Consider the following 24,140-nt stretch of genomic DNA (forward strand, 5'->3'; position numbering starts at 1 on the left):
ACATTGGTTTGTTAACCTTTAGGAATAACTTCATTTTGAGATAAGTAAGAGTTAAAAGATTTGTATATTTCCATAAACCATAAACAACTGAAGTACAGCTTGCGACACTTCAGTAAAAAAGGTGTTAACAATTATTAACTATAAAATATAGTTGCAACTATAAATTATAGTTTATATTTGCACCATAAATTCTTTAGTATGGAAAAACTGACGGCAAAAGAAGAAGAAGTACTCGGTTTCTTTTGGAAACACGGAGCATTGCATGTTAAGGATATTGTTGACATGTATGATGACCCCAAACCACATTTCAACACTATATCAACTATTGTGCGTGCGTTGGAAGATAAAGGATATGTTGGACACACCCAACAAGGTAAGACTTACCTCTATCACGCAGCAATAGCCGAACAGGAAATGGGCAAGAAATCCATCGGAAATTTAGTGAGCAGGTATTTCAAAAATTCATATCTCAAGGTTGTTTCTTCATTTGTAGAAGACGGCAATCTGCCGATTGAAGATTTACGAAAGTTACTCAACGAGGTTGAGCAATCTCATAAAACCGAACAGTAATGAACACTATATTTTCACACTCTCTTTCGGCATCTCTTATGATGGTGATGCTATATCCGGTTTTCTGGATTATGGTAAAACGGTGTTGCTCGTTCCGGTTTAACCGAATGTTGATGCTATCAGGAATTGCCATTATGGTTTTAGTCCCAATCGCATTGACATATAAGCCAATTGCAGATGCAATGCCAACAGATCCTTCACTACAGACAAATATCATCCGACCTTTGGAAATCACTGCATTTAATGTGGTGCAACCAGAAGTTGTAACATCACACTTTGAACTTCTGCCGTTTATACTTGGTCTATATTGGATCGGCGTTTTTGTACTTGCCGTTCGGCTATTTATTTCATATTTCCAATTATGGAGGATTATCTCTAAGTCAGAGAAACAGCGGATTGACGGTTATGTGCTATGCCGTCATGAAAATAATGGGATTACTCCGTTCAGTTGGGGGCAATTTATAGTCCTTCCATATTCGGAAAATGAGCAATCGATACTGATACATGAAGAAGCTCATACATTTAAGAAACATTGGATTGATGTTGCCATTGCTGATTTTTTCTGCATATTCATGTGGTATAACCCATTTGCATGGATGCTCAAGAATCTCATCAAACTTAATCATGAATATGAGGCTGATGCTAAAGTGATTGATTCCAATATTGACGTGTTGAGTTACCAACGGCTACTTATAGCTAAAGCTGTAGGTCATCGTACATTGCATATCGCAAACAATTTTGCCATGAGCAAAAAGGATTTTCGTCGGCGAGTCCTAACTATGAATCAAAATGACTCGCCAAAAGGTATCAAATGGATTGCCTTAACTATACTTCCGATGCTTGCATTGGCAGTATACGCAGATACAGCGCCGTGGTCAGTGGTCATACACGATACAATCTTGAATAATAAATTTCCTTCAATAACTCAACCACCAACTGAAATAGTTGCAGAATATTCCGTTGAAAAAAATACACCTAAAGAATTACCTGCGACATTAGTCACTATGAGGCTTCCTTCTCCATTGACTGATCCGGAGCCGCTATTAAAGCAATTTGAAATGTCGATGGAGTTGGCGTATAAAGATTTAATTCCGGATAAGATACTTGTCAGAATACAGACTGATGAAGATGGCAATATCGTGAGTGCGACTACTGATCATGACGACAATCCCGAAGTGCGTGTGGTGGTTGAACGTGCTACCAATCAGATAGTATTCGAGGTTGTGAAAGATGGAGATCGGAAGATAAGCACGCGATTTGCTCTGCCTATACGAAAAGTATCCTTGCCAATGTAAATCAGATATTTATAATAATTTAGTTAGGTTGCCGCATAGCGGTGACGGGCTAATCTCATACCTATGCCAAAGAATAATATCATAAATATCATTACTGTAACAGCTATGTTAATGTCTGCTTTGCAAGGCATTGCACAGGTTGAAATTTGTGGGGTTGTAAAAACCGCACAGGGGAGAGGTGTGGATTTTATCAATGTAATTATCGCTCCTGCCAATTCTCCCAAACAAATCCTGTCATCGGCTTTTACAGATGAGAATGGCATATTCACCATACCTGTAAATAACGACTGCGATAGCTTGTTTCTAAAAGTATCAAGTCTTGAGATTGTACCGATGACTATCAAAATACCTAATCGTTCGGGAACATACGACATCGTCGTGGAGAATAAATCAATCGAACTGAAAGAGGTTGTGGTGAAATCCAAGAAGATATATTCGCAAGGCGACACTATAAACTACAATGTCGCGAATTTCCTTTCGCAGAATGATCAAGCCCTTGCCGATGTGCTGAAGAAAATGCCGGGTATCACAGTGTCGGATGCCGGGCAGGTATCATATCAGGGCAAGCCGATAAAGAATTTCTATATCGAGGGGTTGGATCTGATGAAGGGTCATTACGGCATAGCGACGAACAACATCGACCCCAACAACATCTCGACTGTGCAGGTGCTTGAAAACCATCAGGACATAAAGGCTCTCAAAGGTCTGCGCCCCGAAGAGCAGGCATCAATCAATATAAAGCTTAAAGAGGGAGTGAAAGGTGTGTTCAATCTCATAGCCACCCTCGGAGGTGGATATGGCGATGAGGTGCTTTGGGATAACTCTGCCATCGCCACATATTTCAAGCGCAACAGCCAGTTCCTTGCCACATACAAGGGGAACAATACTGGAGAATATTTGTCGCAGGAGCTGTATTCCTTTGACAACGACTATTCGCGAACATCAAACATCGCCGATATTTCCATGCCTTCAGCTCCGGGGATTGACAAACGGCTTTATTTCTTCAACCGTTCGCATAGTGCCACTTTCAACAACGTGTATCGCGTAGGCAAATCCGGCGAACTTGGCATAAATGCTGCATACCTTAACGATCGAGATTCCGGAGAGAACTATTCAAGTACGTCGAATACCCTTCCCGACGGCTCACAGAATATAGTCGATGAGTTGATGAATGGCAGGTCCCGCACCAATAAGGCTTACGGAGACCTGACATATATGCTCAATGGTGACGAAACCTATTTGAAAGAACAGTTGAAATTTGATTGGAGTGTCACTGATGCTGACAGCCGCATATTGGCAGGAGATGAAGATATATCCCAGACAGGCAAGACGGACACGTACCGGCTGCTCAACAAATTTCATCTCACTGACCGCAGTTCGGAATATCGTGGTTATGAGATATATTCGCTCGTCAATCTTGAGAGGCGTCCACATAGCTTGGCTGTCTCGCCCAATCTTTTCCCTGAAATGATTAACGGCGATAATCTCCGCCAGGATGTAGATTACCGGAATATCTCTATCGAAAACCGCGCGGGATTACTCTCGGCATGGAAAGCGGGCAATGTTACCTTTCATCCGTCGCTGTTTGTCAATTTTCATCACAACAGTCTGACAAGCGCACTTGTTAAGTCGCATAATGATATGTATCTAAACAATATGCAAACAGGTGTCGCCACTGAAATAGCGTGGAATACGCGCAAATTCAATGCTTCGCTCTATATCCCCATCGGTTACCGTTACTTTGGGTTGAAGAACAGAGCGGATGAAAACACTTCAGATAGAAATCTGCTACGTGTTGAGCCTCAGTTCGATTTCTCCTACAAGATAAACGGCAACCATAATCTGAAACTCAGATCGGCATTCAATTATTCTGTACCGGAGATACAAAACCTGTACTCCAATTATATTTTGACCTCATACCGCACATTGTCGGCATACGATGTCGCCGGATTATTCGAGGGTCGCAACCTTTATAACTCATTCTCCTACGATTTCAAGAATATTCTCTCGATGAGTTTTGCCGGAATTGACCTGTCGTGGAATCGTCGGAAGCCCGACGTGCTCTATGGATCATATTACGATGGATTGGTGTCAAGAGTAATAAGCCGGCGCACGAATGAAACCTCCGATATGCTATCAGCCCGCATAAGAGGCAGTCAGGGCTTCGACTGGCGAAGACTCAAAATAGGACTTTCGGCAGGATACAGCTATTTTGAAAGTCCGCTGCTGGTGCAGGACGAGGTGCTACGTTATTGCGGAAACTCCATAAGCGTTGAGGGGGATGTCAGTCTGTCTCCGTGGAGATGGCTCTCCGTATCTTACGAAGGTAAATACTATCAGTCGGCATCCCGTCAGCAAGGTTTTGAACGTATGCCGTGGCTGAAGACAATGACAAACAAAGGGACTCTTAACTTCAACATCCCGGGCGGTGTAAGTCTGCGCACTTCGGTATATCATTACTACAACAATTTCAATGACGGTGACAAGTCGTTTCTGTTGCTGAATGTCGAAGTCCGGTACACGATCAAGCGTTTTGCGTTCACCCTGTGCTGCGACAATCTGCTGAACCGCAAAAATTATATCTACTCCAGTCAATCAGCGCTGACCGAGGCGATGTCGATATACAATATCCGCCCTCGCAGCATATTACTCAAAATCAGATTCAGAATACTCTAAAATTTACGATATGAAACAGTTACTTTCCCTTTCGGCAATGATTGTAGCGTTGACAGCAAATGCCCAGATTGGCGTGTTTTCGCAGGTGCTTGACAAGGCTACCCCTGTCGATACCGCCCGCTATGCCGTGACCTATACACTTGATTACACATGCCATCCGAAAGCGGATGTTAGATTTAATGATGTGCGCACGCTTCTGATTGGACGGCATAATGTCAAGGATTACAGTGATATAATTCACCATTACGATTCTCTCGCAACAGAGCAATCTAAGCGGGGGGCGAATACTTTCTCGAATCCTCCAGGTTCCCCTTGGCAGTATGAAATAATGCTTTCCGACAGAGGTCGTCAGGCTGATATGAAATATAGGTTGCCGATTGGAATAGGGGTGTTGCATTATTCAGAACCGGTTCCGGTTATGCAGTGGGAATTTGCCGCTGACAGCACACGGACCATTCTCGGTTTTGAATGTCAAATGGCAACCGTTGAATTTGCCGGACGAAAATATTCCGCGTGGTTCACAACAGAACTGCCATTGCCATACGGACCATACAAATTCGGTGGACTTCCGGGGTTGATCTTGAAAATTGAAGATGCAGAAAAACAGTTTTTATGGGAAGCAACCGCATTCGAGAAGTCCGGATTGCCAATTGAAATCTATCAATACAACGATGAGAAAACTTGCTCACCGGAGGAAGCTGCCAAGACAATAGAACGATGCTACAAGACACCGAATGCATTTCTATTAGGTGTGATAGGCGGAAAAGGACGGATATACATCACAGGCAAAGACGGTAAAACCCGCGATGCGTCAGAGATTGAAGATACACCTATACCTTATAAATCTCTTGAAATAAAATGAAGACGCTTATATCCCTTACATTGCTTCTGATGTTGGTCGGCTGTTCGGCAAACGCACAGCCAACATCATCGGTTCAGACACTTGAATTTACAGGCGACAGCCTGCCGGCATTACGCCATATTACCGATATGAAAATATCCGGTGACACTCTATATTTCGTATATGAAACCGAAGATGGATTCGGACAGCGGTTCCTCCGTAGTGCCGTCATTGACTATGAAAATGCAAAATTGAGTATCAGACCGGAAATAGGTAAACGCGAAGACGGCTATTATGTATCATATATGCCATATCCTTTCTTTGATGCTTCTGGAAATGTACATATTGTTAGTCAGGACGATGGCGAGATCTATGATTTATCAGACGGTAATGCTTTGACGCGTACAAAGAAATATCTTGTAAGTGGCAACAGTACAGTTCCATTTCCTATGTCGCACTATTTACAGGATGTTTCAATGGTTTCACAGGATAACTATGTCTTTATTGGTCGGGAACCTAATGATGGCTTACAATATGCAATGGCTGCTAACACGGCAAGTGAGAATGTGGATACAATTCGCAAGATTGCAATATCACCTGAATTGCAATCTTGGATGCCTAATGCCGGGAAGCTGACATACTCCGGCAAGCATAATCGTCTTGCATTTGCTTATCGTCTACATCCTGTAATTGAAATATTCGGTATGGATGGAGAACTTGTGAAGCGAGTACAAATTGCAGCGGATACATTTGATCCCAAACTACTTGAAGAAGCTGATTTTGAAGATCTGACGCCATTGCATTTTGTAGATATTTCCGCCTCGTCTGATTATATCTATGCACTTTATTGGGGTTGCATGTACTCTGAAAGGGAAACAACCGTTCCTTGCATCTATAAAATAGATTGGACCGGTAATGTCATAGCTAAAAGAGATCTAACAACATCTCCCATATATAAAATAGCAGTCACAGACGAGGACGGAATAATCGTTTGGAACGGAAAATATTATATCAATGTAGAACTATAATACAGCTAATCATACCAAACCCTGCGGCTCCCGATGTGAAAATGTCGGGAGCTGTTGTAAATAAACTAAATCCTTGCAGCCCTTATAAATCAAACATGCAGATGATGTGGGATTCCCGATAGATTCCCTTAAGATTGAGTGGCGCAACAATACCGATTCGCGTGTTTTTTTCGGAGAATGGTTTGAGATCCAGCGTAAAGAAAACGGGCTATGGAAAGAACTTTCGATAGATACAAAATACATGAATGACGGTCGTTGTGAGATTGTGTTCAATATGATTGCATATATTCTCGAAGCATCCTCTACCTGCAATGATGTAGTTAAGCCGTGGTTTTATGGAAAGAATTTAGGACCAGGCATATATCGGTTGGCAAAGACATTCAGTTTTGATAATAAGGAGGAGCAAGACACCGCATATATCGAATTTGAAATAAGATAAAGCTCCATATATACGATAATTATGAAAATGGTGTGGAGTATGTTGTCGGTATGCAGTCTGACGGTGAGTTTATCGCTGATTTTCCGTGGTCGTTATATGGGCAAAAAGCGAGAGTGGCAATCGTGGCTGTGAAGCCATGTGATATTTACTGTTTGCCAATAAGTACCTTAAAGATGAAGATGGAGACCGAGCCGGAATGGAAAGAGCGTATAATGCGCACGACCGAGGCTATCTTCGGGTTTCTATATTTCCTTCAAAATCTTAGCCATTTTATTGTATAGTTTTAATATGGTTGGTTACTTGAGAAATAGTAATTTATTTCGATGACGAAGAATTTTTTGATACATCTGATGCAGCCTTTCAGGAATTTCGGCATCAAATATAATATGTCAGAATCAATGAATACAGCGCAGCTCGTGAAACGCTGCCAAGCAGGAGATAGAGATGCCTTTGGGCAACTCTACAGCCTCTATGCGCCTAATATGTTGAAGGTGATAGAGGCTATTGTTCATAATAACGACACGGCACAAGACGTTTTACAAGACGGATTCATTATAGCATACTCTTCCATTGCAAGTCTCAACAAATCGGAGCGGTTTGAATCATGGCTGACTACTATAATGAGAAACCTGTCATTGCAATTATTGAGAGATGAGGCAAATCATATCTCAGTGCCAATGTCCGACACATCCTTTAACGACCTTTCCGAGAACGATGCAGCCGATGGCTACATATCGTGGGATGTACTGAGCAAAATCATCTACAAACTGCCGGAGGGATATGGTGAGGTTTTTCGTCTTGCTGTGTTGGATGGCTTGTCACACAAGGAGATAGGTGAGATGCTTGGCATAGCCCCTCATTCATCTTCTTCTCAACTGCATCATGCGAAAGCTATGTTGAGAAAACTTATAACCGAATACCGCACGGGTATTGATATTTTCAGCTTGGTTATTGTAGTGCTAACGATACTGTATGTATGGTTAGGGATTGATAGACACCCTTCCGCAGATCCTAAAAATCTGATTACAAAAGAAACGGACAAGGATAATAACCATATACCCTCCACTCAAGAAATTGTCGAAAAGTTATCTGAAGATACAATTCCGCAAACCTCGATACTCAAGCAAATTATCGAAGCAACTCAACCGGAAGCAAAAGACAATATAACTTCAGTGATACTCCCAGACGACTCAACAGCAATAGTTTTGCCGAAAGATAGTGTGGACACGTATACTGTTCTTAATCTCCGAAAACATATTTTTGATAATTCAGGGCTATTGGCTGATAATAATATTTCGAAACAATCACATCGGGATGGCTGGAGTATCTCGATGTCATATACCGGGGATATGGGACAAAACGAAAGCAACCGTTATATGATTCCTTCTGATATACATCCTGATTTGCCCAGCGAAGACCCCGACATGATAGAAGTAAGGGAGCAATCCCGCCACTATATGCCTGTTGTAATCGGCTTATCGCTTAACAAATCTTTGTCAAGCAGATGGAGTCTTGAAACCGGCATGAGGTATTCATTCCTACGGAGTGACTTCTTACTCGAAAGTGAAATTAAAACTTCCGAAACCATACAGCGTATTCATTATATCGGCATACCGTTGAAATTCAACTATCGTATATTCGGAAATCCCCACTTCTCCCTTTACGGTCAAGGAGGCGCAGCACTTGATATTCCAGTCAGAGCAACGCAGTCTGTCACGAAGTTTGAACAAGGTTGGAATAAACCGATGACGGAAAGCCTGAATGTCTCAGCACCGATGCAATGGTCGGTAGAGGGCGGTCTGGGGTTGCAATATCATTTCACACCTTCGTTCAGTATCTATGCCGAGCCATCGTTGAGATACTATTTCAACCCCGGTACTGAAATCCGCACAATAAGGCAAGACAAACCGTTTGAGTTCACCATACCGATTGGATTAAGGTTGACATGGTAAGTAGTAATAAGGAATGGTTGATGCAGTCAATGGAGGGTAGTTTCATCTATATGGTGAAATTATCCCTCTCAAAGATATGTACCAAATATCAGATTACATCCGAAATGGCATCCTCTTTGCCCGAAACATACTGTTTCCACAAGATAAAAAGCTGTCGCAGCTTATGATCTACGCAACCAACCGCTGTCAGTCGCGTTGTCTTCACTGCTCCATCTGGCAAAAGCCAAACGACACTCTTTCAAAAGATGAGATCGTGGCGATAATGCAGAGCCACTGCATAACAACCGATACAACTGTCGGTCTTGAGGGCGGCGAATTTGTGTTGCACCCGCAGGCAGCCGAGATATTGGAGTGGTTTCAGGCAAATCATCCCAACTACACCTTGCTGTCCAACTGCCTTGCTCCCGATAAAGTGATAGCGCTGACGCGACGTTACCGACCAAAGCACCTTTATGTATCGCTTGACGGCGATAAGGAGGCGTACAGGAAAATGCGCGGAGTTGATGGATACGACAAAGTGATGAAAGTCATAGAAGCCCTCAAGGATGATGTGCCAATATCGCTAATGTTCTGCCTTTCGCCGTTCAATAGCTTCAAGGATATGGAGTACACCATAGACATTGCGAACAAATACGGTATTGACATACGCATCGGCATCTATGGCACAATGGACTATTTCGACACCACTGCATCTATGTTGACGACAATAGACACGGATTACCTGTCCGACATACCCGCAAACATTCACAGCACACAGGAGAACTACGATTTTGTTGTGCTGTATGACCAGTGGCGTCGCGGCAATCTGCGCCTGCGGTGTCATTCAATAGGCAATTCGCTTGTGATTCATCCCGACGGCAATGTGCCCATCTGCCAGAATCTCGGAGTTACACTCGGAAATATCAAGGAAAAGACGCTTGATGAAATATTCAATTCCAAAGAAAGTGCAGCCCTGCAATGCCGCTACTCAAAGGAGTGTAACGGATGTTGGATAAATTTCCATAGGAAATATGACATCATTCTTTTGCGCAATCTGGAAAAAGTATTGCCAAAGAGAGTGATAGAACTGTTCTACGGCAAATATCAGTGGAGCACTGACCGTCGCCAGACCTATCGCGAATATCTAAAGAATATCAGAAAATGAACGAATTGACTAATAAACTGATACGGCGCTGGAAGTCATACCGCAATCAGAAAATGTTACAATCACCATATTCTGCCCGATATGCCTTTGTTGGGGTGGGAAACCATGCTTTGCAAAACTTGTACCCGGTATTGCAATATCTTGGCATACGGCTCAAATATATATGCTGTAAGACTCCGGGGAAATTGCAGCAGGTTGAGCAACGGTTTAATGTGGCTGCAACAACTTCGTTAGACGATGTGTTGAATGACGATGAAGTGAAAGGCGTGTTCGTGTGTGTATCTCCTGAATCACACTTTCATATCTGCAAGCGCATAATCGAGGCTGGAAAGTATCTCTTTGTTGAAAAACCACCCTGCCAAACGATAACTGAGCTTGAATCACTTATCGGGTTGGATGTGAAACAAAAGGTGGTCGTGGGTATGCAAAAAAGATACTCGCCGTATATCCAAACTCTGAAAGAAAAGTTGAAAAGTCATGACATGATAAGTTATAATATGGTTTACCGTACCGGAGCTTACTCGGAAGGCAATCCATATACCGACCTGTTTATCCATGCGGTCGATCTTTCCGTATTCCTCTTTGGGAAAGTGGAGATAAGGGATTTCCAGCTTAGAGAGCGAAATGGAGCCGCCACTATACAGATGTTGCTATCACACGGCAATGTCATGGGATTTATTGAACTGTCAACGGCCTTTTCGTGGTCCAATCCCGAAGAAAAACTGCGAATAAATACCACGGAGGGAGAATATCGGCTAATCGGGATGGAAAGGCTGTGCCATTATCCGCATCCTAAGAAATGTCTGGGTGTGCCGCTCGAAAAGATTGGTATTCACACTGTTTCAGAGCAAATTATCGCAGAAAGAAACAATTTTAATCCTTTATTGGTCAACAATCAGCTCTACTCACAAGGTTTTCTTTCGGAGATACAGGCTTTTGCCGAGTTTGTTGAATGTTCAGGCAAGAATTACTCACCTCTTTCAAATCTAAAGGAAACATATCGGATAATGGATGCTATTCAAAACGAATAAAAAAGAAAAACGCTCCATGCAGTCTTTTCAACATTTTTTCATCAATAATAGAAAAGCCCATAAGTAATATGAGAATAATACCAATTTTTATCGCATCGCTGATGCTGGTGTCATGTGCCGATGATATTGAGGCGGCGGTGCCACCTTCAGCATCGCCGTCGTCTGTTTCCATATCAGGAACTCTGCCCGTAATGCACATTGAAACTGAAAACCGTCAGCCTATAACATCCAAGACCGAATACCTTAATGCAACCTACTGGCTTGACCCCGTAGGGAATGATGCAATCGAGCCGCTGGGATCTGAATCCGGCCCATTGGACATGCAGATACGCGGACGGGGCCACTCGTCATGGAAAGGTGCGAAAAAACCTTACAAGATAAAGTTCGACAAGAAAACAGCGGTGATGGGTATGTCTAAGAACAAGCATTTCGCATTGCTGAAGCCAACTGAAAACACTGTTGCCGGACTCAATCTCGGCAAACTGATGGATATGGCATGGACTCCGGATTTCCGTCCTGTCGAAGTTGTGCTTAACGGTGATTATATCGGTCTGTATTTCCTGACCGAGACAATACGCATAGATGAAAACCGTGTGAATATCTATGAGCAACAGGACGGAGAAACAGATCAGACTCTGATAACCGGCGGTTGGCTCGTTGAGGTGGATAACTATCACGATGAATGTCAGATAACAATTCCGGAAAACAGCAGGTGGAATCTCACCTTGCGTTATCATTCACCGGAAAATCTGTCGGACTCCCAGTTGCAATGGCTTACCGGTGAGTTCAAGACCATCACATCTGCCATTTACTCCCAAGATAAGACATCAGCCGAATGGGAAAAGTATATTGATGTGGAAAGTATGGCACGTTTCTTTATCGTGCAGGAAGTCATGGATAATCCGGATGGATTTCACGGCAGTTTCTATCTCCATAAGGACTTGAAAGATGGAGCCAAATGGACTGCCGGTCCGATATGGGATCTTGTGTGTTACAACCGGGAGAAAACGGATTACACATTCAAGATGAAAGTCCATTACGGCATTACACCGCATTGGATTGGCGAGATTATCAAATACGACAGTTTCTGCCAATCTGTTGCAGCTGTTTGGAATGAAGTCTATCCCGATAGGCTCTCGGAGATTTATGAAAAGATTGATGAGATTGTGCTACCTTTGGCCTCCGCATGGCAACACGATTGTGAACGATGGAATGAAGACCCGTCACAAACAGCACAGTTACGGGCAGACCGTATTAAAAACGCCTTGCGTCGAAATATCGACTGGTTCAACAATCATCTGCCTGTAAGTCCGTATGCTTCTATCAGGGATGTGACTACATCTGCCAACAGCCCGATTATAGTATATAATCTTCAAGGTATTTACATTGGCAAGTATGCAAATGAGTCGGATGCTGTTTCAAACCTAAACAGTGGCATCTATATTATCAACAGGAAGAAAATCAAAATAGATTAGAGTATGAAAAATATTATTTTACTACCAGCCTGCACAATCATATTATTTGTATTGGCATCTTGTTCAACTATTGATGATATAGTGACAGCAACACCATATCTGCAAGAACTAAAAAACAGTGAATGTCTTTCATCATTCTATGATACCGATAGTAGAAACGGCGATCAAGATAATACTGAACACGGTCTGTTTCAAATGTGGTATGGGGCGGATTTATCAACCGTGAGTTGTAAATTTTCATCATTGGAGTATCCCTGTGATTTTGAAAAAGTCAACATTAAGATATTGTTTTCCGACAACGCTTTGACCATCATAGAATACCCATCGTCAGACAATGCGGATTGTCGTTGTCTGGTGGATGCGGAATTTACAATCAACAATCTTCCAAGTGGAGATTTTCTATTAAAAATCTATCGTGGAGATACATCAGGCAATTATAATCCTGATAAGCCTACACTTGTAGGAAACGGAAGGTCAATCACGTCTGGTGAAATAATGAAAGTTAAGTATCCTTTTTAGTTTAACGACATATATGCAATTCGCTCTTCCGGTATATCAGAACAAGACTAGAACCTGCCTACTTTTTAAGGCTGGTACAGTTTTTGAGAATAAAATTAGGGGTTTCTGACAAAATTGAGTAATTAAATTTAGGGAGAGCGGTCAAGGTTAATGTAAAATGGGGGATGAAGGTCATATTTTACAAAGAAAATTTGGGGTAAACTGACAAATAATACATGGTAAATTCTGGGGATATCGTCAAAGTTGTTATCTTTGCACTCGAAATCATATACTTAATCAAAATGATATTCAAGAGAAAACTTTACGATGAGATGCTGAAGTGGAAGCAAGATTCCAAAGGCAGCACAGCATTGTTGATCAAAGGGGCAAGACGAGTTGGCAAATCCACCCTCGCCCAGACGTTTGCGGAGCAAGAGTACAAATCATACGTCGCTATTGATTTTGCATCCTGTAGGATGGAAATTCGTGAATTGTTTGACGATGTTTCAGATCTTGATTATCTTTTTATGCGTATGCAGGTGCTCCTCGGCATTGAGCTACATGAAAGGGATTCTGTGATAGTTTTTGATGAAGTCCAATATTGCCCCAAGGCCCGGCAAGCCATTAAATATTTGGTGGCGGATGGCAGATATGATTATATTGAAACCGGTTCATTAATATCAATCCGCCAGAATGTAAAGGGTATTCTTATACCAAGCGAGGAAGAAGAGATGATTCTGAATCCACTGGATTATGAAGAGTTCCAGTGGGCGTTGGGCAATAAGGTTTCTATTCCGATTATGAGAAAATTGTTTGAAAGCAATAAAGGAATCGGAGATGCAGGTGCGCGTGGCGAGATGCGGAACCTTAGGCTATATATGCTTGTCGGCGGTATGCCACAGGCCGTCAGAACCTATCTTGAAACTAATAATATGGAGAAGGTTGACAAGATGAAGCGTTCTATAATCAACTTATATGAGAAGGATTTTATTAAGATAGACCCTTCTGGCAATACTTCAAAAATGTTCATGGCAATACCCTCGCAGTTGGCAAGCAATTGGAGCAGATATCAGATCTACTCGGCTACAGATGGTGGTCGCCCCGACCGATTGAGGGAGCAGGTGTTTGACATGCAGGATTCAATGGTGGTAAATCTTGCATATCATGCTAACGATCCTAATGTCGGTTTTGCATTGCATCGCGATGGGAATAGATTCAAGATGTTTATGGCTGATACCGGTCTATTCATCACTCTTGCTTTCTGGGATAAGAAGTTCACTGAAAACATAATCTATGAGAAACTGCTGTCCGATAAACTGAGTGCTGACCTCGGGTATGTATATGAAAATCTTGTTGCACAAATGCTGAAGGCAAACGGTCATGAGCTTTATTACTACACATGGCCGTCGGATACAAGCAACCATCTCTACGAGGTGGATTTTCTCCTTTCAAACGGGACTAAGATAGTACCGATTGAGGTAAAATCATCAGGCTACAAGACCCACAAATCACTTGACTTGTTCTGCGAGAAGTTTTCCTCGCGGGTGAGTAAGCGTTATCTCATATACACAAAGGATTTACGCAAGGAAGAAAGTATTACATATCTTCCGGTCTACATGACACAATTTTTATAAATCACAGTATTATCAAAGAGCAATAATATGGCTACATACGATTTACATATATTACAGCGAATTTGAAGAAATTACTCGCGACCTTTTACAGAAGGAGTGGAATTGCTTGATTGAATCGTTTACGTCCGGTAGAGATGGAGGAATTGACCTGAGATGTGCAACGGAAAAAGAAGGGAAAGCTATTATTCAAGCAAAGAGATATAAAGATTATAAGTCTCTCTTGGCGAACTTAATTTTATTGATTTGGTCAGCGTTTCAAAAAATGATAGCATTATTACGGATCACTTCATAGATAATCTTGAAGAGTCCATGATTGTAGATATGGACACTTCTATTACTAATGAAGCTGATTGTGCTCAACAAAAGGAGACATATGAAGAGATAGCAAAAAGATTGTGCATATCGAGCCGGAGTTTTGGTGGAATTTATGTGTAAACAAGCAGGAAAAGCTCTCAAAACACACTGTTTTGATTATTTTGAAATTATTTATAAAATAATTTGGTTTATAAAATAAATCATGTTATCTTTGCGGTGTTGTTCATGCGAGCGACTATTTTTTTACCAATATGGTTTATAATATAAACTTCTTAAATAAATAAAACTATGGAAGAGAAAAAGATTACTTCTTTGGAGGGTATGGCAATCATCAATGAGATGATTCAGCGCTCGAAGACTCGTCGCTTCATAGGCGATGGCAATATTTTGCTGATGTGGGGATATCTGGTGGTCGGTGTGGCAGCCTTGGTATGGATTCTTATTGATCTGACCCATAATCCGGCGATGAACTGGTTCTGGTATCTGATTTGGATTATCGGTGGAATCGCGACTCCGATAATGGCACGTAAACGCCGGGAAAAGGCAGGTGTTACTACGTATGCGGATAAAATTGGCAACGCAGTATGGACAACAGTGGGGCTGAGCGCATTTGCCCTTACATTAATATGCCTCGGCTTTTTTCTTTTTTCAGGCACGGATACATGGAGTTCGATGCTGATGCTCCCATTGCTCATCGTAGGATTTGCCGAGATAGTACAAGGTGTTGCGATTCGTGAGAAATCCTTAATATGGGGTGGTGGAATCGGAATCGTGTCAGGACTTGTCACGTTGTGTTGTATAGCCGGTGGAATAGCATTGTATGCCGGATGGTTTATGCCTATGTTTATCATGTCATTCGCTCTAATGATGATTCTCCCCGGTCATATTCTCAACTATAAAAGCCGCAAAGAAAGATGAAGGAACTCGACCCACTGCTTCATTCGCAATTAAGATTGGCAGTTATGTCAATCCTTATGAATGTGGAGGAGGCTGATTTTGTATATCTCAAAGAAAAGACCTCATCCACGGCTGGCAATCTCAGTGTTCAACTCGACAAACTCTCGTCAGCCGGATATATTGCGGTAGAGAAAGGATTTGTCGGCAAGAAACCGCGCACAGTATGTCGCGTCACCGATACCGGACGCAAAGCCTTTGAGGAATATGTCAAAGATCTGCGGAAGCTGTTGAATATCTGAATATAAGGAATATTTAAATTTAGCTGAACGTCAATAATAAGCTCCTTCAATTTACGTGGGAGCACTCTTATTACATCCTTTTCAGGTCATTATAATGATGATAGCAAGACAAACAAAGGCATTCCTACTTCTCTTAGTTTCATGTAGATGTATGGCGCAGTCCACCCTGAACGATAGTGTCCGAACGCGAGAATTGGATGAGGTTGTTGTACTCGCTCCAGATATTATTAAGAAAGGTGAATCCACAGTATTCTATCCGGATAAACACCTTAAAGAAACTACCAAAAATGCAAATCAGGTTATTGCCGGATTACAGATTCCTGAGTTGATTGTAGATTTATCTTCAGGTACAATAAGTGTTTTGGGTAAAGACAATCTGTTGATTCTGATTAATGGTCGTCCATCTTCTCAGAACGAACTTTCATCAATTCCGTCAAAGAATATTGCAAAAGTTGAGTATATATCAAATCCCGGAGTTCGTTACAAAAACTATGGAGCAGTCATTGACATAACCGTAAAAAAGCAGACCGAAGGTTATGGAGCAATGCTAAATCTGCTGCAATCAGTTAATCGTGGTTGGGGAAATTACGTCGCAACCCTAAAATATAATGTTGGCAAAAGCGAATGGAAGGTGGATTATAAGTTCAACCCGATGTGGAATATGGATTGTTACCGAAACAATCGTGAGCTTATAATATTTGAAAATGGAGCTGAAATTCTACGAAATGAAGATGGGGTTAAGGCCCCTAATGATATGGTTACCCATCAAGGTTCAGTCCAATATTCGTATCAGAACGGGAATAAGACGATGTTTAACGCCCAGGCACGTGTCATACGTAAAAATGATCGGTATATTTCCGAAGGGACTATAGCCACTATGACCGGAACAACGAGTTTCAATGAATTTCAGCGTGAGATAAATCCTGTCAAGGCGTGGCAGGGTGATCTTGACCTGTATTTTCATTGGAAAATCAATAAAGATAATAAGATTTATGTCAATGTCATCCCATCTCTAATTACATCTGAGAGTAGTCGTGATTATACTGTAGGAAGTACAAATATAACTTCAGGTACAGACAATAGGAGCTGGCGGCTATATTCAGAGTTTATATGGGAAAGGAAATTTTCTGGCGGATCACTGTCCTCTGGAATAAAAAGCGCTGTCGGTTGGTCTAAAATTCAATATTTACCTCAGCAAACCAATGTCAACGAAGACGAAAGCAATAATCATGCTTTCGTTGAATGGAAGCAGAATCTTGATAAAGTCCAATACAACATAGGTCTTGGTGCAACTTACTATAATATTTCAAGCCCTCACGAATACCGATCAGTCCATTTCAATCCTCGTGTGTTTGTGCGATATGTTCCTGTTCAATGGGGAAGTTTGTCAGTTACTCTGAATGAAACAACGGTGGCTCCGAATATGGCGTATCTATCTCCTGTAATGCAGCGGATTGATGCTTTTCAATCTGTTGTTGGAAACATTGACTTATCTCCATATCAAAGATATGATGGGAGGATAGATATGGATTTTTCGTTTAAGGGTGTCAGTGCCAAAATCATAATAGGCGATGAATACAGTCATAAACCAATACTCTCATCCAAAGGTTATCACGATGGCTCAATTTTGCAAACCTATTCAAATACCGGATATTGCAATCATTTCTATATAAAAGGTCAATTATCTACCAAATTGATTGTCAGGGAACTCACACTTTCTTTAGAGGGCGGATGGCATACAATGAAGAGTAAAGGATCGGGCTATATCCATAATTATCATCAGCCATTCGTAAACGCACAGTTGATGTTTATGAAGGGACATTGGTGGATTATGGCTAAATACAACAATGCTTATAATAGGCTATGGGGTGAATCCATTACGACTATCAATAATAATCTTCTGAATATTGGGGTTGGGTATTCTTATCGTAATGCCACATTCATGGCAGGTGTGGTCAATCCAATTGGAAGAATCGGCTTGAAAAGTTCTGACTTATCGGATATAGCCGGTTTTGAGAGGATTTATCATGTTTCAAGTTCAGAACGGTTGATTTGGATTGGAGTAAGCCTAAACATATTCAAAGGTTCAAAACGTTCCGGGACAATCAGAAAATTAAACAATAACCAGATTTACGAAACAATAAACGATGTAAGAAAATGAAAAAATTATTGTTCACATTCGTGGTTGCTATCTGTGCGATGGCAACCTTCGCCAAGACATCAAAGCAGCTGATTAAGTTTGTGGAGTTGCCCTATACAGAAGGAACTATCTATCTTTCTGTCAATGTTGGTGATAGTACGGTAGTACGTCAGGCAATTGAGGTTGAAGATACCGAGATGTCTATTCCGGTTGACTTCTCCAATCTGACAAATCTCAAAGTCTTTGTTCAGGCATTTCAAGATCTCAACGAGAACCGTAATCTCGATAAGGACAACTTCGGTCGTCCAACTGAGCCGTGTCTTCAGACCACTCTGATGCCTAATGACAGCACGGAAGTGTATGTCCTTAGAATGATGACGTTCTGATGGCTGCAAGGTTTCAAGGGTAATGACAAGAAAGTTATGCTGTGAGATATGATATCTCAACAATACTGTGTCAATTCCGGTATTTTGAAATAAAGTTAGAACTTTATAAGTATAAATTATATCTTAATTTTTTTTATTTTTGCATTTTTATATAGGACTTTTTAGGCAGATTAGCGTCTTAAGAATATGGCAACAAATAAATCAATAAGGATAAGAAATTTTGGTATATTACTCGTATCATTATGTCCTGTTTGTGTTAAGATTCAGTTTATTGATATTGTCTGTCCCGCCGGGACAGACAATATGCCATATTATAATGGAAGAATGTTTAGCTTATGACTGTAAGAGAGTTTGAATATCATTTCAGAAAACTGTATCTACAGTTAGGTATGTATGCCCTTCGCATTATCGATGATGAAGATAATGCGGAGGATATTGTAGAGGAGGCTTTCTTGAAGGCTTGGCAGACAATTTCTTCTGGGACTATTGTGGAGAATTTCAACTCTTACATCTACCGTAGTGTCAGGAACGAGTGTGTGAACTTTCTGCGTAGGAAGAACAATTTTGAAGATATCGATGCTATACCTGAAATCAGCGAGGAGGCAATCGACACGTCAATCCGGGATGCAAGAATATGGAAAGCGATTGACGGTCTTCCTGAAAAATGCAGAGAGATTTTTCTGATGAGTAAGCGCGACGGATTTTCCAATCAGGAAATAGCGGATGAGTTAGGCATATCAATAAAAACAGTCAAGAACCAGATGACAAAGGCATTAAGCCGTCTGCGCGAGGCATTGTCGCAAGGACACAGACCATTCTTTTTGCCATTTCTTTAAAAATTTTTGTCCACAGGATAGGACTTCTCTCAAAGAGGTGTGTCATATAAATGAAGTGACAATGACGTCGGCTTCATTATAATTGGCAACATCATTATAATTGATAACATCAATGGAAAAAGAAGTGTCCTACATAGCGAAACGATATCGTAAGGGCAGATTTTCTGCTGACAAAGGATGGAAACGACTTGGCATAGCATCGTCTTTCCGTGTGAGACGAATGCGTATTGCAGCCGCTATAGCATCATTTGTTGTATTGACTGGCACTGCGGCAGTCATATATCATCACGTCTCCATTTCCGAGACTAATGTCGGGATTCCACAGAATCAGCCCGTGAATCCAAGAGAAGTTGTCAGGATCATAGATTTTGAGGATACTCCGCTACCGGTGGTAGTGGATAGGATAAGGGAAGTGTATGGCGTGGAGGTGGTTAATCTGCCTGACAATGCGGATAACTACCGCCTGTCGCTCCATTATGAGGGGAATCCAATGGAGCTTGTGGAGACAATAAACGACATTCTCGACATTAACATGACTATAAAGGAATGAGACGGTATCTTCTGTTATTTGTGATTCTCTCCACGATGATATTGACCGTTGATGCGCAGAAAGTTTCAGTCAACTCAGTCAACCAACCTGCCGCCACTGTATTCAGGTCGCTTATTGAGCAGACCGGCAAGAATTTCGTGTATTCCTCAGAACTTTTGAAGGATATGAAAGTTTCTGTGAAGGCTAAAAACAAACCATTGAAGCAGGTGCTTTCCGACATTTTCGCCGGAACGGATATTGAATATAAGATAAAGGGAAATAATGTCATACTCAAACGTAAAGCCAAGAAGAAAGCTACGGTTAAAACGAAATCTCGGAATATGGACCCTTATAAGGTAGAACTTCCGCCACTATCAATAAAATCCACCATGCTTGATGAGGTGGTTGTGTTATCGCGTCTTGAAGACCCGGCGGTTGAAACTTCATATATAGGAGCGAAAAAAAGTCACAGCAAGTGAGGTGCGCAACACTCCCGTACTGTTTGGAGAGGCAGATGTCGTCAAGACCTTGCAGACCCAACCCGGAGTGGCGGAGGGTATAGAAGGTATGGCAGGGATGTATGTGCATGGCGGCAACGCGGATGAAAATCTGTATATGCTTGAGAATGTGCCTTTATATCAAGTGAATCATTTTGCCGGATTATTTTCGGCGTTCAATCCCGACATAATCAGGTATATTGATTTCTTCAAATCGTCAATCCCTGCGAAATATGACGGTCGTCTGTCTTCATTCATGGATGTAAGGCTCCAGAACGGCAACCGTGACGGACACCACGGCAGTGCGAGACTCGGTATCACATCGGGTGCTTTCAATATTTCCGGACCGATAGGGAAGAAGACAACGTATCTCGTCGGACTGCGCCGATCATGGTTTGATGTCCTGAGCATTCCTCTTGTGGCGATAGCAAACTCCCAGAACGAGGATGAGAAGATGCGGTTTAACTATTATTTCATGGATTTCAACGCCAGAGTCAATCATCTCTTTTCTCCAAATGCCAATGCTTTTGTCAGCGTCTACTTCGGAGACGACAAATTGAAAACCGGTACGAAGGAAAAAGGCATTGACAATAAAGATGCGTGCGGAGATTTCTGGGATGAGAAGTATGATATGCACTGGGGAAATCTTCTGGTGCAGACCGGTTTGAATTACCGTCTCAACTCCGGTATGTCGGCTGAATTTACAGCCGCTTATACCAGATTCTTCTCAAGTATGAAGCACGTTTCCAACTATATCGACAGAGCACAGAATCATATTCAGGAGAGCAACAGTGTGCTCAGCACCGACAACAATATAAACGACTGGATTCTCAGAGGTGATTTTGATTGGAGCCCGAATGACAACAACAGGGTGCGCTTCGGAGCCAATTATGTCAGACATTCCTTTCTTCCTGCCCGGACGTTGAGGTTTTACGAAGTGGAAGATACAAGATTGGAATCGCTTGATTCCACATGGGCGTATGGTGCGAATGAGTTGAATGTCTATATTGAGGATGACTGGAGAATAAGTGATAAGGTCAGAATGAACGCAGGGATTCATGCCTCTTTATTTAACATTGATGCCAAGACCAGTCACGGCATATCGCCCCGAATCTCCGTCAGTTATCGACCTTCTGAGAATTGGGCTGTGAAAGGTGCGTATACCCGGACAACACAATACGTGCATCAGTTGAACCAGAGCTATCTCTCACTCCCGACTGACCAATGGATTCCAGTAACAGGGAAGTTTAAGCCGCAGACAGCTGATAAAATATCTGTCGGAGGTTACTGGCAATCGCCAGAAGGAACCTTTGCCGCTTCCGTAGAGGGATACTGGAAATGGATGTGTGATCTTATTGATTATCGTGATGAGTATTACCTTCGTCCGCCTCTCGATATGTGGAACGCACAGCTTTGCAGCGGTAAAGGCACAGCAAAAGGTGTGGATTTCAAAGTGGAAAAGGTGTTTGGAAAAGTCACCGGACAGATATCCTATTCGCTTGCCTGGGCTGACCGCACATTCGCCAATAAAAACGGAGGTCGCACTTTTCCTGCAAAATTCGACAATAGGCATACCATAAACGTGATGCTCAACTGGAATATTAACCGCAAGGTGCAGCTTAATGCCTCATGGATCGGTCATTCCGGCAATCGCTTCACGCTTCTCAATCAAGTGTGGGACGGACCGCTGTTTGACGATTCTGAATGGATGGGTGGCGAATCGCCACTGCGAGCCGAGATAAATAGTTACAAATTGCCTTTTTATCACAGACTCGATTTAAGTTGCGTGGTGAATAATAGGCATGGCTACTGGACTTTCGGACTATACAACGCATATTGTCACATGAACACCGTGGCAGTCAAGCGTGGCGAGCAGAAAGTGGAACATATCACTCCGGATAGTTATTCTATTAGTTATCAACCGGTGTTCAAGAAAGTTAAATTATTACCTGTAATACCTTCAATTTCCTACACATGGCTTTTCTGAAAAAGATATTTCTCTTTCTTTTACTTTCTATACTGACGGCATGTGAAGAGACATTCACGCCCGGTATGCCGCATGCGGCTGTGCTTTGTGTAAATTCCCTTGTCACTGCCGGAGAGCCGATAGAAGTTTCAGTATCCAAATCGCGTCTCTATACAGATACATCCGATGATTCAGGAGTAAAGGACGCTACGGTCAATATCTATGCAAATGGACAGCTACAGCTCGCCTCCTATATTCCCAAAGAAGGGGATGAGATAAGAATTGTAGCCCAAAGCAAATCTATAGGGTCAGTCCATGCAGAGGTCACTGTGCCCAATGAAGTGCCTATCGAGAAGGTAAAATGGGAAGCTTCTGATGTCAGCAGCTGGAGTAATGAACATGGATATAACGACATTAGGTTCCGTCTGAGAGTAAAACTTACTATTGCCGATCCGGTAGGAGAGAACTACTATAAGTTCTCGTCAAGGATAGAAATGTCGGATTTGGAACAAGATGATGAATTGGATTCCGGTCAGTCATTAAGCATTGGAGTAAGTGACCTGCAATATGATATGGAACCGATATTCAGTGAGCATATAGGAATATTCGAATCCATAATGGGTGGGGATGCCTATGGTTTTACATTCTTCACCGACCGTCAGTTTTCAGAAAAGGCATATACGCTCAATCTCCAGTTCAACAACTGCTGGTTCAGAGGTAGCCTTGATGATTTGCTGGATTGCGACTTTATCCTTGTGATTCATTCCATCTCTCCCTCTTACTATAACTGGGTGAACTATGTGTGGCAGCGCGACAACGGCACTCTGACCGAATTTAGCGACTATGGCTTTGGGGAGCCTATCTGGGGTTACAGCAACTGCACATCTGGAGCTGGAGTTGTCGCGGCGCAGTCAAAAAATGAGTATCATATAGACTTAACAGATTTCATAAAAGAAACAATAATAACCCACAATGACGATAACCAATGATTACAAGAATTAAATTTTTGATGGTGGCTATTATCTCCATCCTGTCGCTTGCATCTATCAGATTCAAATCATCGCAGATGGTAATGGCGGAGAGTATATTTGACTATAAGATATTAGTGCTTATCATAATTATGATGATAAGCACTAACCCTATTTTTTCTCAATCGATATTGACTGATGATGGTCATAAGCATTGGGAAGGCAGCTTTGTAGCCGGACTCAATAACGATGGCTATCAATTTGATTTTGGTATTGCATATTTCCAAATGCAATTCATTGGAGTCAAGATGCAGTTGGGAGTTGCCTCGGAAATTGAGGAGTTTGGAGATTGGGGAAAAGATGAGTTGGAAACACATCATCACTATGCAGCGAGATTCAAATTCACATCTTCAGTCGTGTTGAGATCACCGCAACTGATACATTGGAAGAGTCAAGATGCAGGATTTTACCTGTTTGCAGAACCAGGCATAGTCCTTTCTCCAGGAGCAAGTGGAAGCAAACGTGCCGAATACTTCAACTGGGATTTCAAAGGGGGTATAAACATGCAGATTGACAGGCTTATTTTCACTATCGGATATGGAATCTCAAACTTTAGTCTCTATTCGGGCTATCCATTAAACCATTTGGGTAATCCTGTTACTGACAAATATATCACCCACTCCGGTTTCATTGGCGGGGCATATAAATTCTAATCTATCAACGA

The 24,140-nt window shown here is 42.0% G+C and carries 24 protein-coding genes; all 24 read left to right on the plus strand.

Annotation, left to right across the window (positions count from 1 at the left end):
- Positions 1 to 198: 198 nt before the first annotated feature.
- The 24 genes from E5331_RS03340 (at position 199) to E5331_RS03455 (ending at position 24,129) form a co-directional block, all read left to right on the plus strand.
- A complete protein-coding gene (locus E5331_RS03340; RefSeq protein ID WP_123484555.1) occupies positions 199 to 570 on the plus strand; it encodes a BlaI/MecI/CopY family transcriptional regulator in 372 nt (123 codons plus the stop codon).
- Positions 570 to 1,865 (plus strand): M56 family metallopeptidase, encoded by a 1,296-nt coding sequence (locus E5331_RS03345; RefSeq protein ID WP_123484554.1) that lies wholly within the window; start codon positions 570 to 572, stop codon positions 1,863 to 1,865. Before E5331_RS03340 ends, E5331_RS03345 begins: the two co-directional genes overlap by 1 nt.
- A gap of 111 nt (positions 1,866 to 1,976) precedes the next feature.
- Positions 1,977 to 4,541, plus strand: coding sequence for a hypothetical protein (locus E5331_RS03350; RefSeq protein ID WP_123484553.1), 2,565 nt, complete (start codon positions 1,977 to 1,979; stop codon positions 4,539 to 4,541).
- A gap of 10 nt (positions 4,542 to 4,551) precedes the next feature.
- Positions 4,552 to 5,403: a GLPGLI family protein gene (locus E5331_RS03355; protein ID WP_123484552.1), complete on the plus strand. Its 852-nt coding sequence runs from the start codon at positions 4,552 to 4,554 to the stop codon at positions 5,401 to 5,403.
- On the plus strand, positions 5,400 to 6,410 hold the full coding sequence (locus E5331_RS03360) for a TolB-like 6-bladed beta-propeller domain-containing protein (RefSeq protein WP_135984664.1): 1,011 nt from the start codon (positions 5,400 to 5,402) through the stop codon (positions 6,408 to 6,410). The genes E5331_RS03355 and E5331_RS03360 overlap by 4 nt, the downstream gene beginning before the upstream one ends.
- A 106-nt stretch (positions 6,411 to 6,516) precedes the next feature.
- Positions 6,517 to 6,849 (plus strand): immunoglobulin-like domain-containing protein, encoded by a 333-nt coding sequence (locus tag E5331_RS03365; RefSeq protein ID WP_123484550.1) that lies wholly within the window; start codon positions 6,517 to 6,519, stop codon positions 6,847 to 6,849.
- Positions 6,850 to 6,881: 32 nt separating this feature from the next.
- Positions 6,882 to 7,130: a cyclic nucleotide-binding domain-containing protein gene (locus tag E5331_RS03370; RefSeq protein WP_135984666.1), complete on the plus strand. Its 249-nt coding sequence runs from the start codon at positions 6,882 to 6,884 to the stop codon at positions 7,128 to 7,130.
- Positions 7,131 to 7,172: 42 nt separating this feature from the next.
- Positions 7,173 to 8,801, plus strand: coding sequence for a sigma-70 family RNA polymerase sigma factor (locus E5331_RS03375; protein ID WP_123484548.1), 1,629 nt, complete (start codon positions 7,173 to 7,175; stop codon positions 8,799 to 8,801).
- A gap of 76 nt (positions 8,802 to 8,877) precedes the next feature.
- A complete protein-coding gene (locus E5331_RS03380) occupies positions 8,878 to 9,945 on the plus strand; it encodes a radical SAM protein (RefSeq protein ID WP_123484547.1) in 1,068 nt (355 codons plus the stop codon).
- Complete coding sequence (locus tag E5331_RS03385) at positions 9,942 to 10,976, plus strand: Gfo/Idh/MocA family protein (RefSeq protein ID WP_123484546.1); 1,035 nt, start codon at positions 9,942 to 9,944, stop codon at positions 10,974 to 10,976. The genes E5331_RS03380 and E5331_RS03385 overlap by 4 nt, the downstream gene beginning before the upstream one ends.
- A 68-nt stretch (positions 10,977 to 11,044) precedes the next feature.
- The gene (locus E5331_RS03390; RefSeq protein ID WP_275441045.1) at positions 11,045 to 12,451 is read left to right on the plus strand and encodes a CotH kinase family protein; all 1,407 of its coding nucleotides are present in this window, start codon (positions 11,045 to 11,047) and stop codon (positions 12,449 to 12,451) included.
- A gap of 3 nt (positions 12,452 to 12,454) precedes the next feature.
- Positions 12,455 to 12,970, plus strand: coding sequence for a hypothetical protein (locus E5331_RS03395; protein ID WP_135984668.1), 516 nt, complete (start codon positions 12,455 to 12,457; stop codon positions 12,968 to 12,970).
- Between the two features lie 281 nt (positions 12,971 to 13,251).
- Positions 13,252 to 14,583, plus strand: a complete 1,332-nt coding sequence (locus E5331_RS03400) for an ATP-binding protein (RefSeq protein WP_123484543.1) — start codon at positions 13,252 to 13,254, stop codon at positions 14,581 to 14,583.
- Positions 14,584 to 14,629: 46 nt separating this feature from the next.
- Positions 14,630 to 14,875, plus strand: coding sequence for a restriction endonuclease (locus E5331_RS20945; protein WP_420813749.1), 246 nt, complete (start codon positions 14,630 to 14,632; stop codon positions 14,873 to 14,875).
- 311 nt (positions 14,876 to 15,186) lie between these two features.
- Complete coding sequence (locus E5331_RS03410) at positions 15,187 to 15,816, plus strand: hypothetical protein (RefSeq protein WP_123484541.1); 630 nt, start codon at positions 15,187 to 15,189, stop codon at positions 15,814 to 15,816.
- Complete coding sequence (locus E5331_RS03415) at positions 15,813 to 16,094, plus strand: winged helix-turn-helix domain-containing protein (protein ID WP_123484540.1); 282 nt, start codon at positions 15,813 to 15,815, stop codon at positions 16,092 to 16,094. The genes E5331_RS03410 and E5331_RS03415 overlap by 4 nt, the downstream gene beginning before the upstream one ends.
- Before the next feature lie 151 nt (positions 16,095 to 16,245).
- Entirely contained in the window at positions 16,246 to 18,255 is a 2,010-nt protein-coding gene (locus E5331_RS03420; RefSeq protein ID WP_135984670.1) for a TonB-dependent receptor, read from the plus strand.
- Positions 18,252 to 18,620 (plus strand): DUF2141 domain-containing protein, encoded by a 369-nt coding sequence (locus E5331_RS03425; RefSeq protein WP_123484538.1) that lies wholly within the window; start codon positions 18,252 to 18,254, stop codon positions 18,618 to 18,620. Before E5331_RS03420 ends, E5331_RS03425 begins: the two co-directional genes overlap by 4 nt.
- Before the next feature lie 335 nt (positions 18,621 to 18,955).
- Entirely contained in the window at positions 18,956 to 19,456 is a 501-nt protein-coding gene (locus E5331_RS03430) for an RNA polymerase sigma-70 factor (protein WP_123484537.1), read from the plus strand.
- A gap of 112 nt (positions 19,457 to 19,568) precedes the next feature.
- Complete coding sequence (locus tag E5331_RS03435) at positions 19,569 to 20,006, plus strand: FecR family protein (protein WP_123484536.1); 438 nt, start codon at positions 19,569 to 19,571, stop codon at positions 20,004 to 20,006.
- Positions 20,003 to 20,464 carry an STN domain-containing protein gene (locus E5331_RS03440; protein ID WP_123484535.1) on the plus strand — a complete coding sequence of 154 codons (462 nt, stop codon included), beginning with the start codon at positions 20,003 to 20,005 and terminating at the stop codon, positions 20,462 to 20,464. The genes E5331_RS03435 and E5331_RS03440 overlap by 4 nt, the downstream gene beginning before the upstream one ends.
- Before the next feature lies 1 nt (position 20,465).
- Positions 20,466 to 22,469 (plus strand): TonB-dependent receptor plug domain-containing protein, encoded by a 2,004-nt coding sequence (locus E5331_RS03445; protein ID WP_135984672.1) that lies wholly within the window; start codon positions 20,466 to 20,468, stop codon positions 22,467 to 22,469.
- Entirely contained in the window at positions 22,457 to 23,437 is a 981-nt protein-coding gene (locus E5331_RS03450; protein WP_123484533.1) for a DUF4249 domain-containing protein, read from the plus strand. Before E5331_RS03445 ends, E5331_RS03450 begins: the two co-directional genes overlap by 13 nt.
- Positions 23,434 to 24,129: a hypothetical protein gene (locus tag E5331_RS03455; protein ID WP_123484532.1), complete on the plus strand. Its 696-nt coding sequence runs from the start codon at positions 23,434 to 23,436 to the stop codon at positions 24,127 to 24,129. The genes E5331_RS03450 and E5331_RS03455 overlap by 4 nt, the downstream gene beginning before the upstream one ends.
- Positions 24,130 to 24,140: the final 11 nt, after the last annotated feature.

Origin of the sequence: Lepagella muris (genome assembly GCF_004793975.1) — a bacterium.
Lineage (GTDB): Bacteria > Bacteroidota > Bacteroidia > Bacteroidales > Muribaculaceae > Lepagella > Lepagella muris.

What these genes read in the sequence shown, in the direction of transcription:
- E5331_RS03375 (WP_123484548.1), top strand. Translation starts at nt 7,173, where the DNA reads ATGACGAAGAATTTTTTGATACATCTGATGCAGCCTTTCAGGAATTTC.
- E5331_RS03385 (WP_123484546.1), top strand. Translation starts at nt 9,942, where the DNA reads ATGAACGAATTGACTAATAAACTGATACGGCGCTGGAAGTCATACCGC.
- E5331_RS03435 (WP_123484536.1), top strand. Translation starts at nt 19,569, where the DNA reads ATGGAAAAAGAAGTGTCCTACATAGCGAAACGATATCGTAAGGGCAGA.
- E5331_RS03415 (WP_123484540.1), top strand. Translation starts at nt 15,813, where the DNA reads ATGAAGGAACTCGACCCACTGCTTCATTCGCAATTAAGATTGGCAGTT.
- E5331_RS03420 (WP_135984670.1), top strand. Translation starts at nt 16,246, where the DNA reads ATGGCGCAGTCCACCCTGAACGATAGTGTCCGAACGCGAGAATTGGAT.
- E5331_RS03380 (WP_123484547.1), top strand. Translation starts at nt 8,878, where the DNA reads ATGTACCAAATATCAGATTACATCCGAAATGGCATCCTCTTTGCCCGA.
- E5331_RS03410 (WP_123484541.1), top strand. Translation starts at nt 15,187, where the DNA reads ATGGAAGAGAAAAAGATTACTTCTTTGGAGGGTATGGCAATCATCAAT.
- E5331_RS03440 (WP_123484535.1), top strand. Translation starts at nt 20,003, where the DNA reads ATGAGACGGTATCTTCTGTTATTTGTGATTCTCTCCACGATGATATTG.
- E5331_RS03430 (WP_123484537.1), top strand. Translation starts at nt 18,956, where the DNA reads ATGACTGTAAGAGAGTTTGAATATCATTTCAGAAAACTGTATCTACAG.
- E5331_RS03455 (WP_123484532.1), top strand. Translation starts at nt 23,434, where the DNA reads ATGATTACAAGAATTAAATTTTTGATGGTGGCTATTATCTCCATCCTG.
- E5331_RS03400 (WP_123484543.1), top strand. Translation starts at nt 13,252, where the DNA reads ATGATATTCAAGAGAAAACTTTACGATGAGATGCTGAAGTGGAAGCAA.
- E5331_RS03355 (WP_123484552.1), top strand. Translation starts at nt 4,552, where the DNA reads ATGAAACAGTTACTTTCCCTTTCGGCAATGATTGTAGCGTTGACAGCA.
- E5331_RS03390 (WP_275441045.1), top strand. Translation starts at nt 11,045, where the DNA reads ATGAGAATAATACCAATTTTTATCGCATCGCTGATGCTGGTGTCATGT.
- E5331_RS03345 (WP_123484554.1), top strand. Translation starts at nt 570, where the DNA reads ATGAACACTATATTTTCACACTCTCTTTCGGCATCTCTTATGATGGTG.
- E5331_RS03395 (WP_135984668.1), top strand. Translation starts at nt 12,455, where the DNA reads ATGAAAAATATTATTTTACTACCAGCCTGCACAATCATATTATTTGTA.
- E5331_RS03340 (WP_123484555.1), top strand. Translation starts at nt 199, where the DNA reads ATGGAAAAACTGACGGCAAAAGAAGAAGAAGTACTCGGTTTCTTTTGG.
- E5331_RS03425 (WP_123484538.1), top strand. Translation starts at nt 18,252, where the DNA reads ATGAAAAAATTATTGTTCACATTCGTGGTTGCTATCTGTGCGATGGCA.
- E5331_RS03360 (WP_135984664.1), top strand. Translation starts at nt 5,400, where the DNA reads ATGAAGACGCTTATATCCCTTACATTGCTTCTGATGTTGGTCGGCTGT.
- E5331_RS03450 (WP_123484533.1), top strand. Translation starts at nt 22,457, where the DNA reads ATGGCTTTTCTGAAAAAGATATTTCTCTTTCTTTTACTTTCTATACTG.
- E5331_RS03350 (WP_123484553.1), top strand. Translation starts at nt 1,977, where the DNA reads ATGTCTGCTTTGCAAGGCATTGCACAGGTTGAAATTTGTGGGGTTGTA.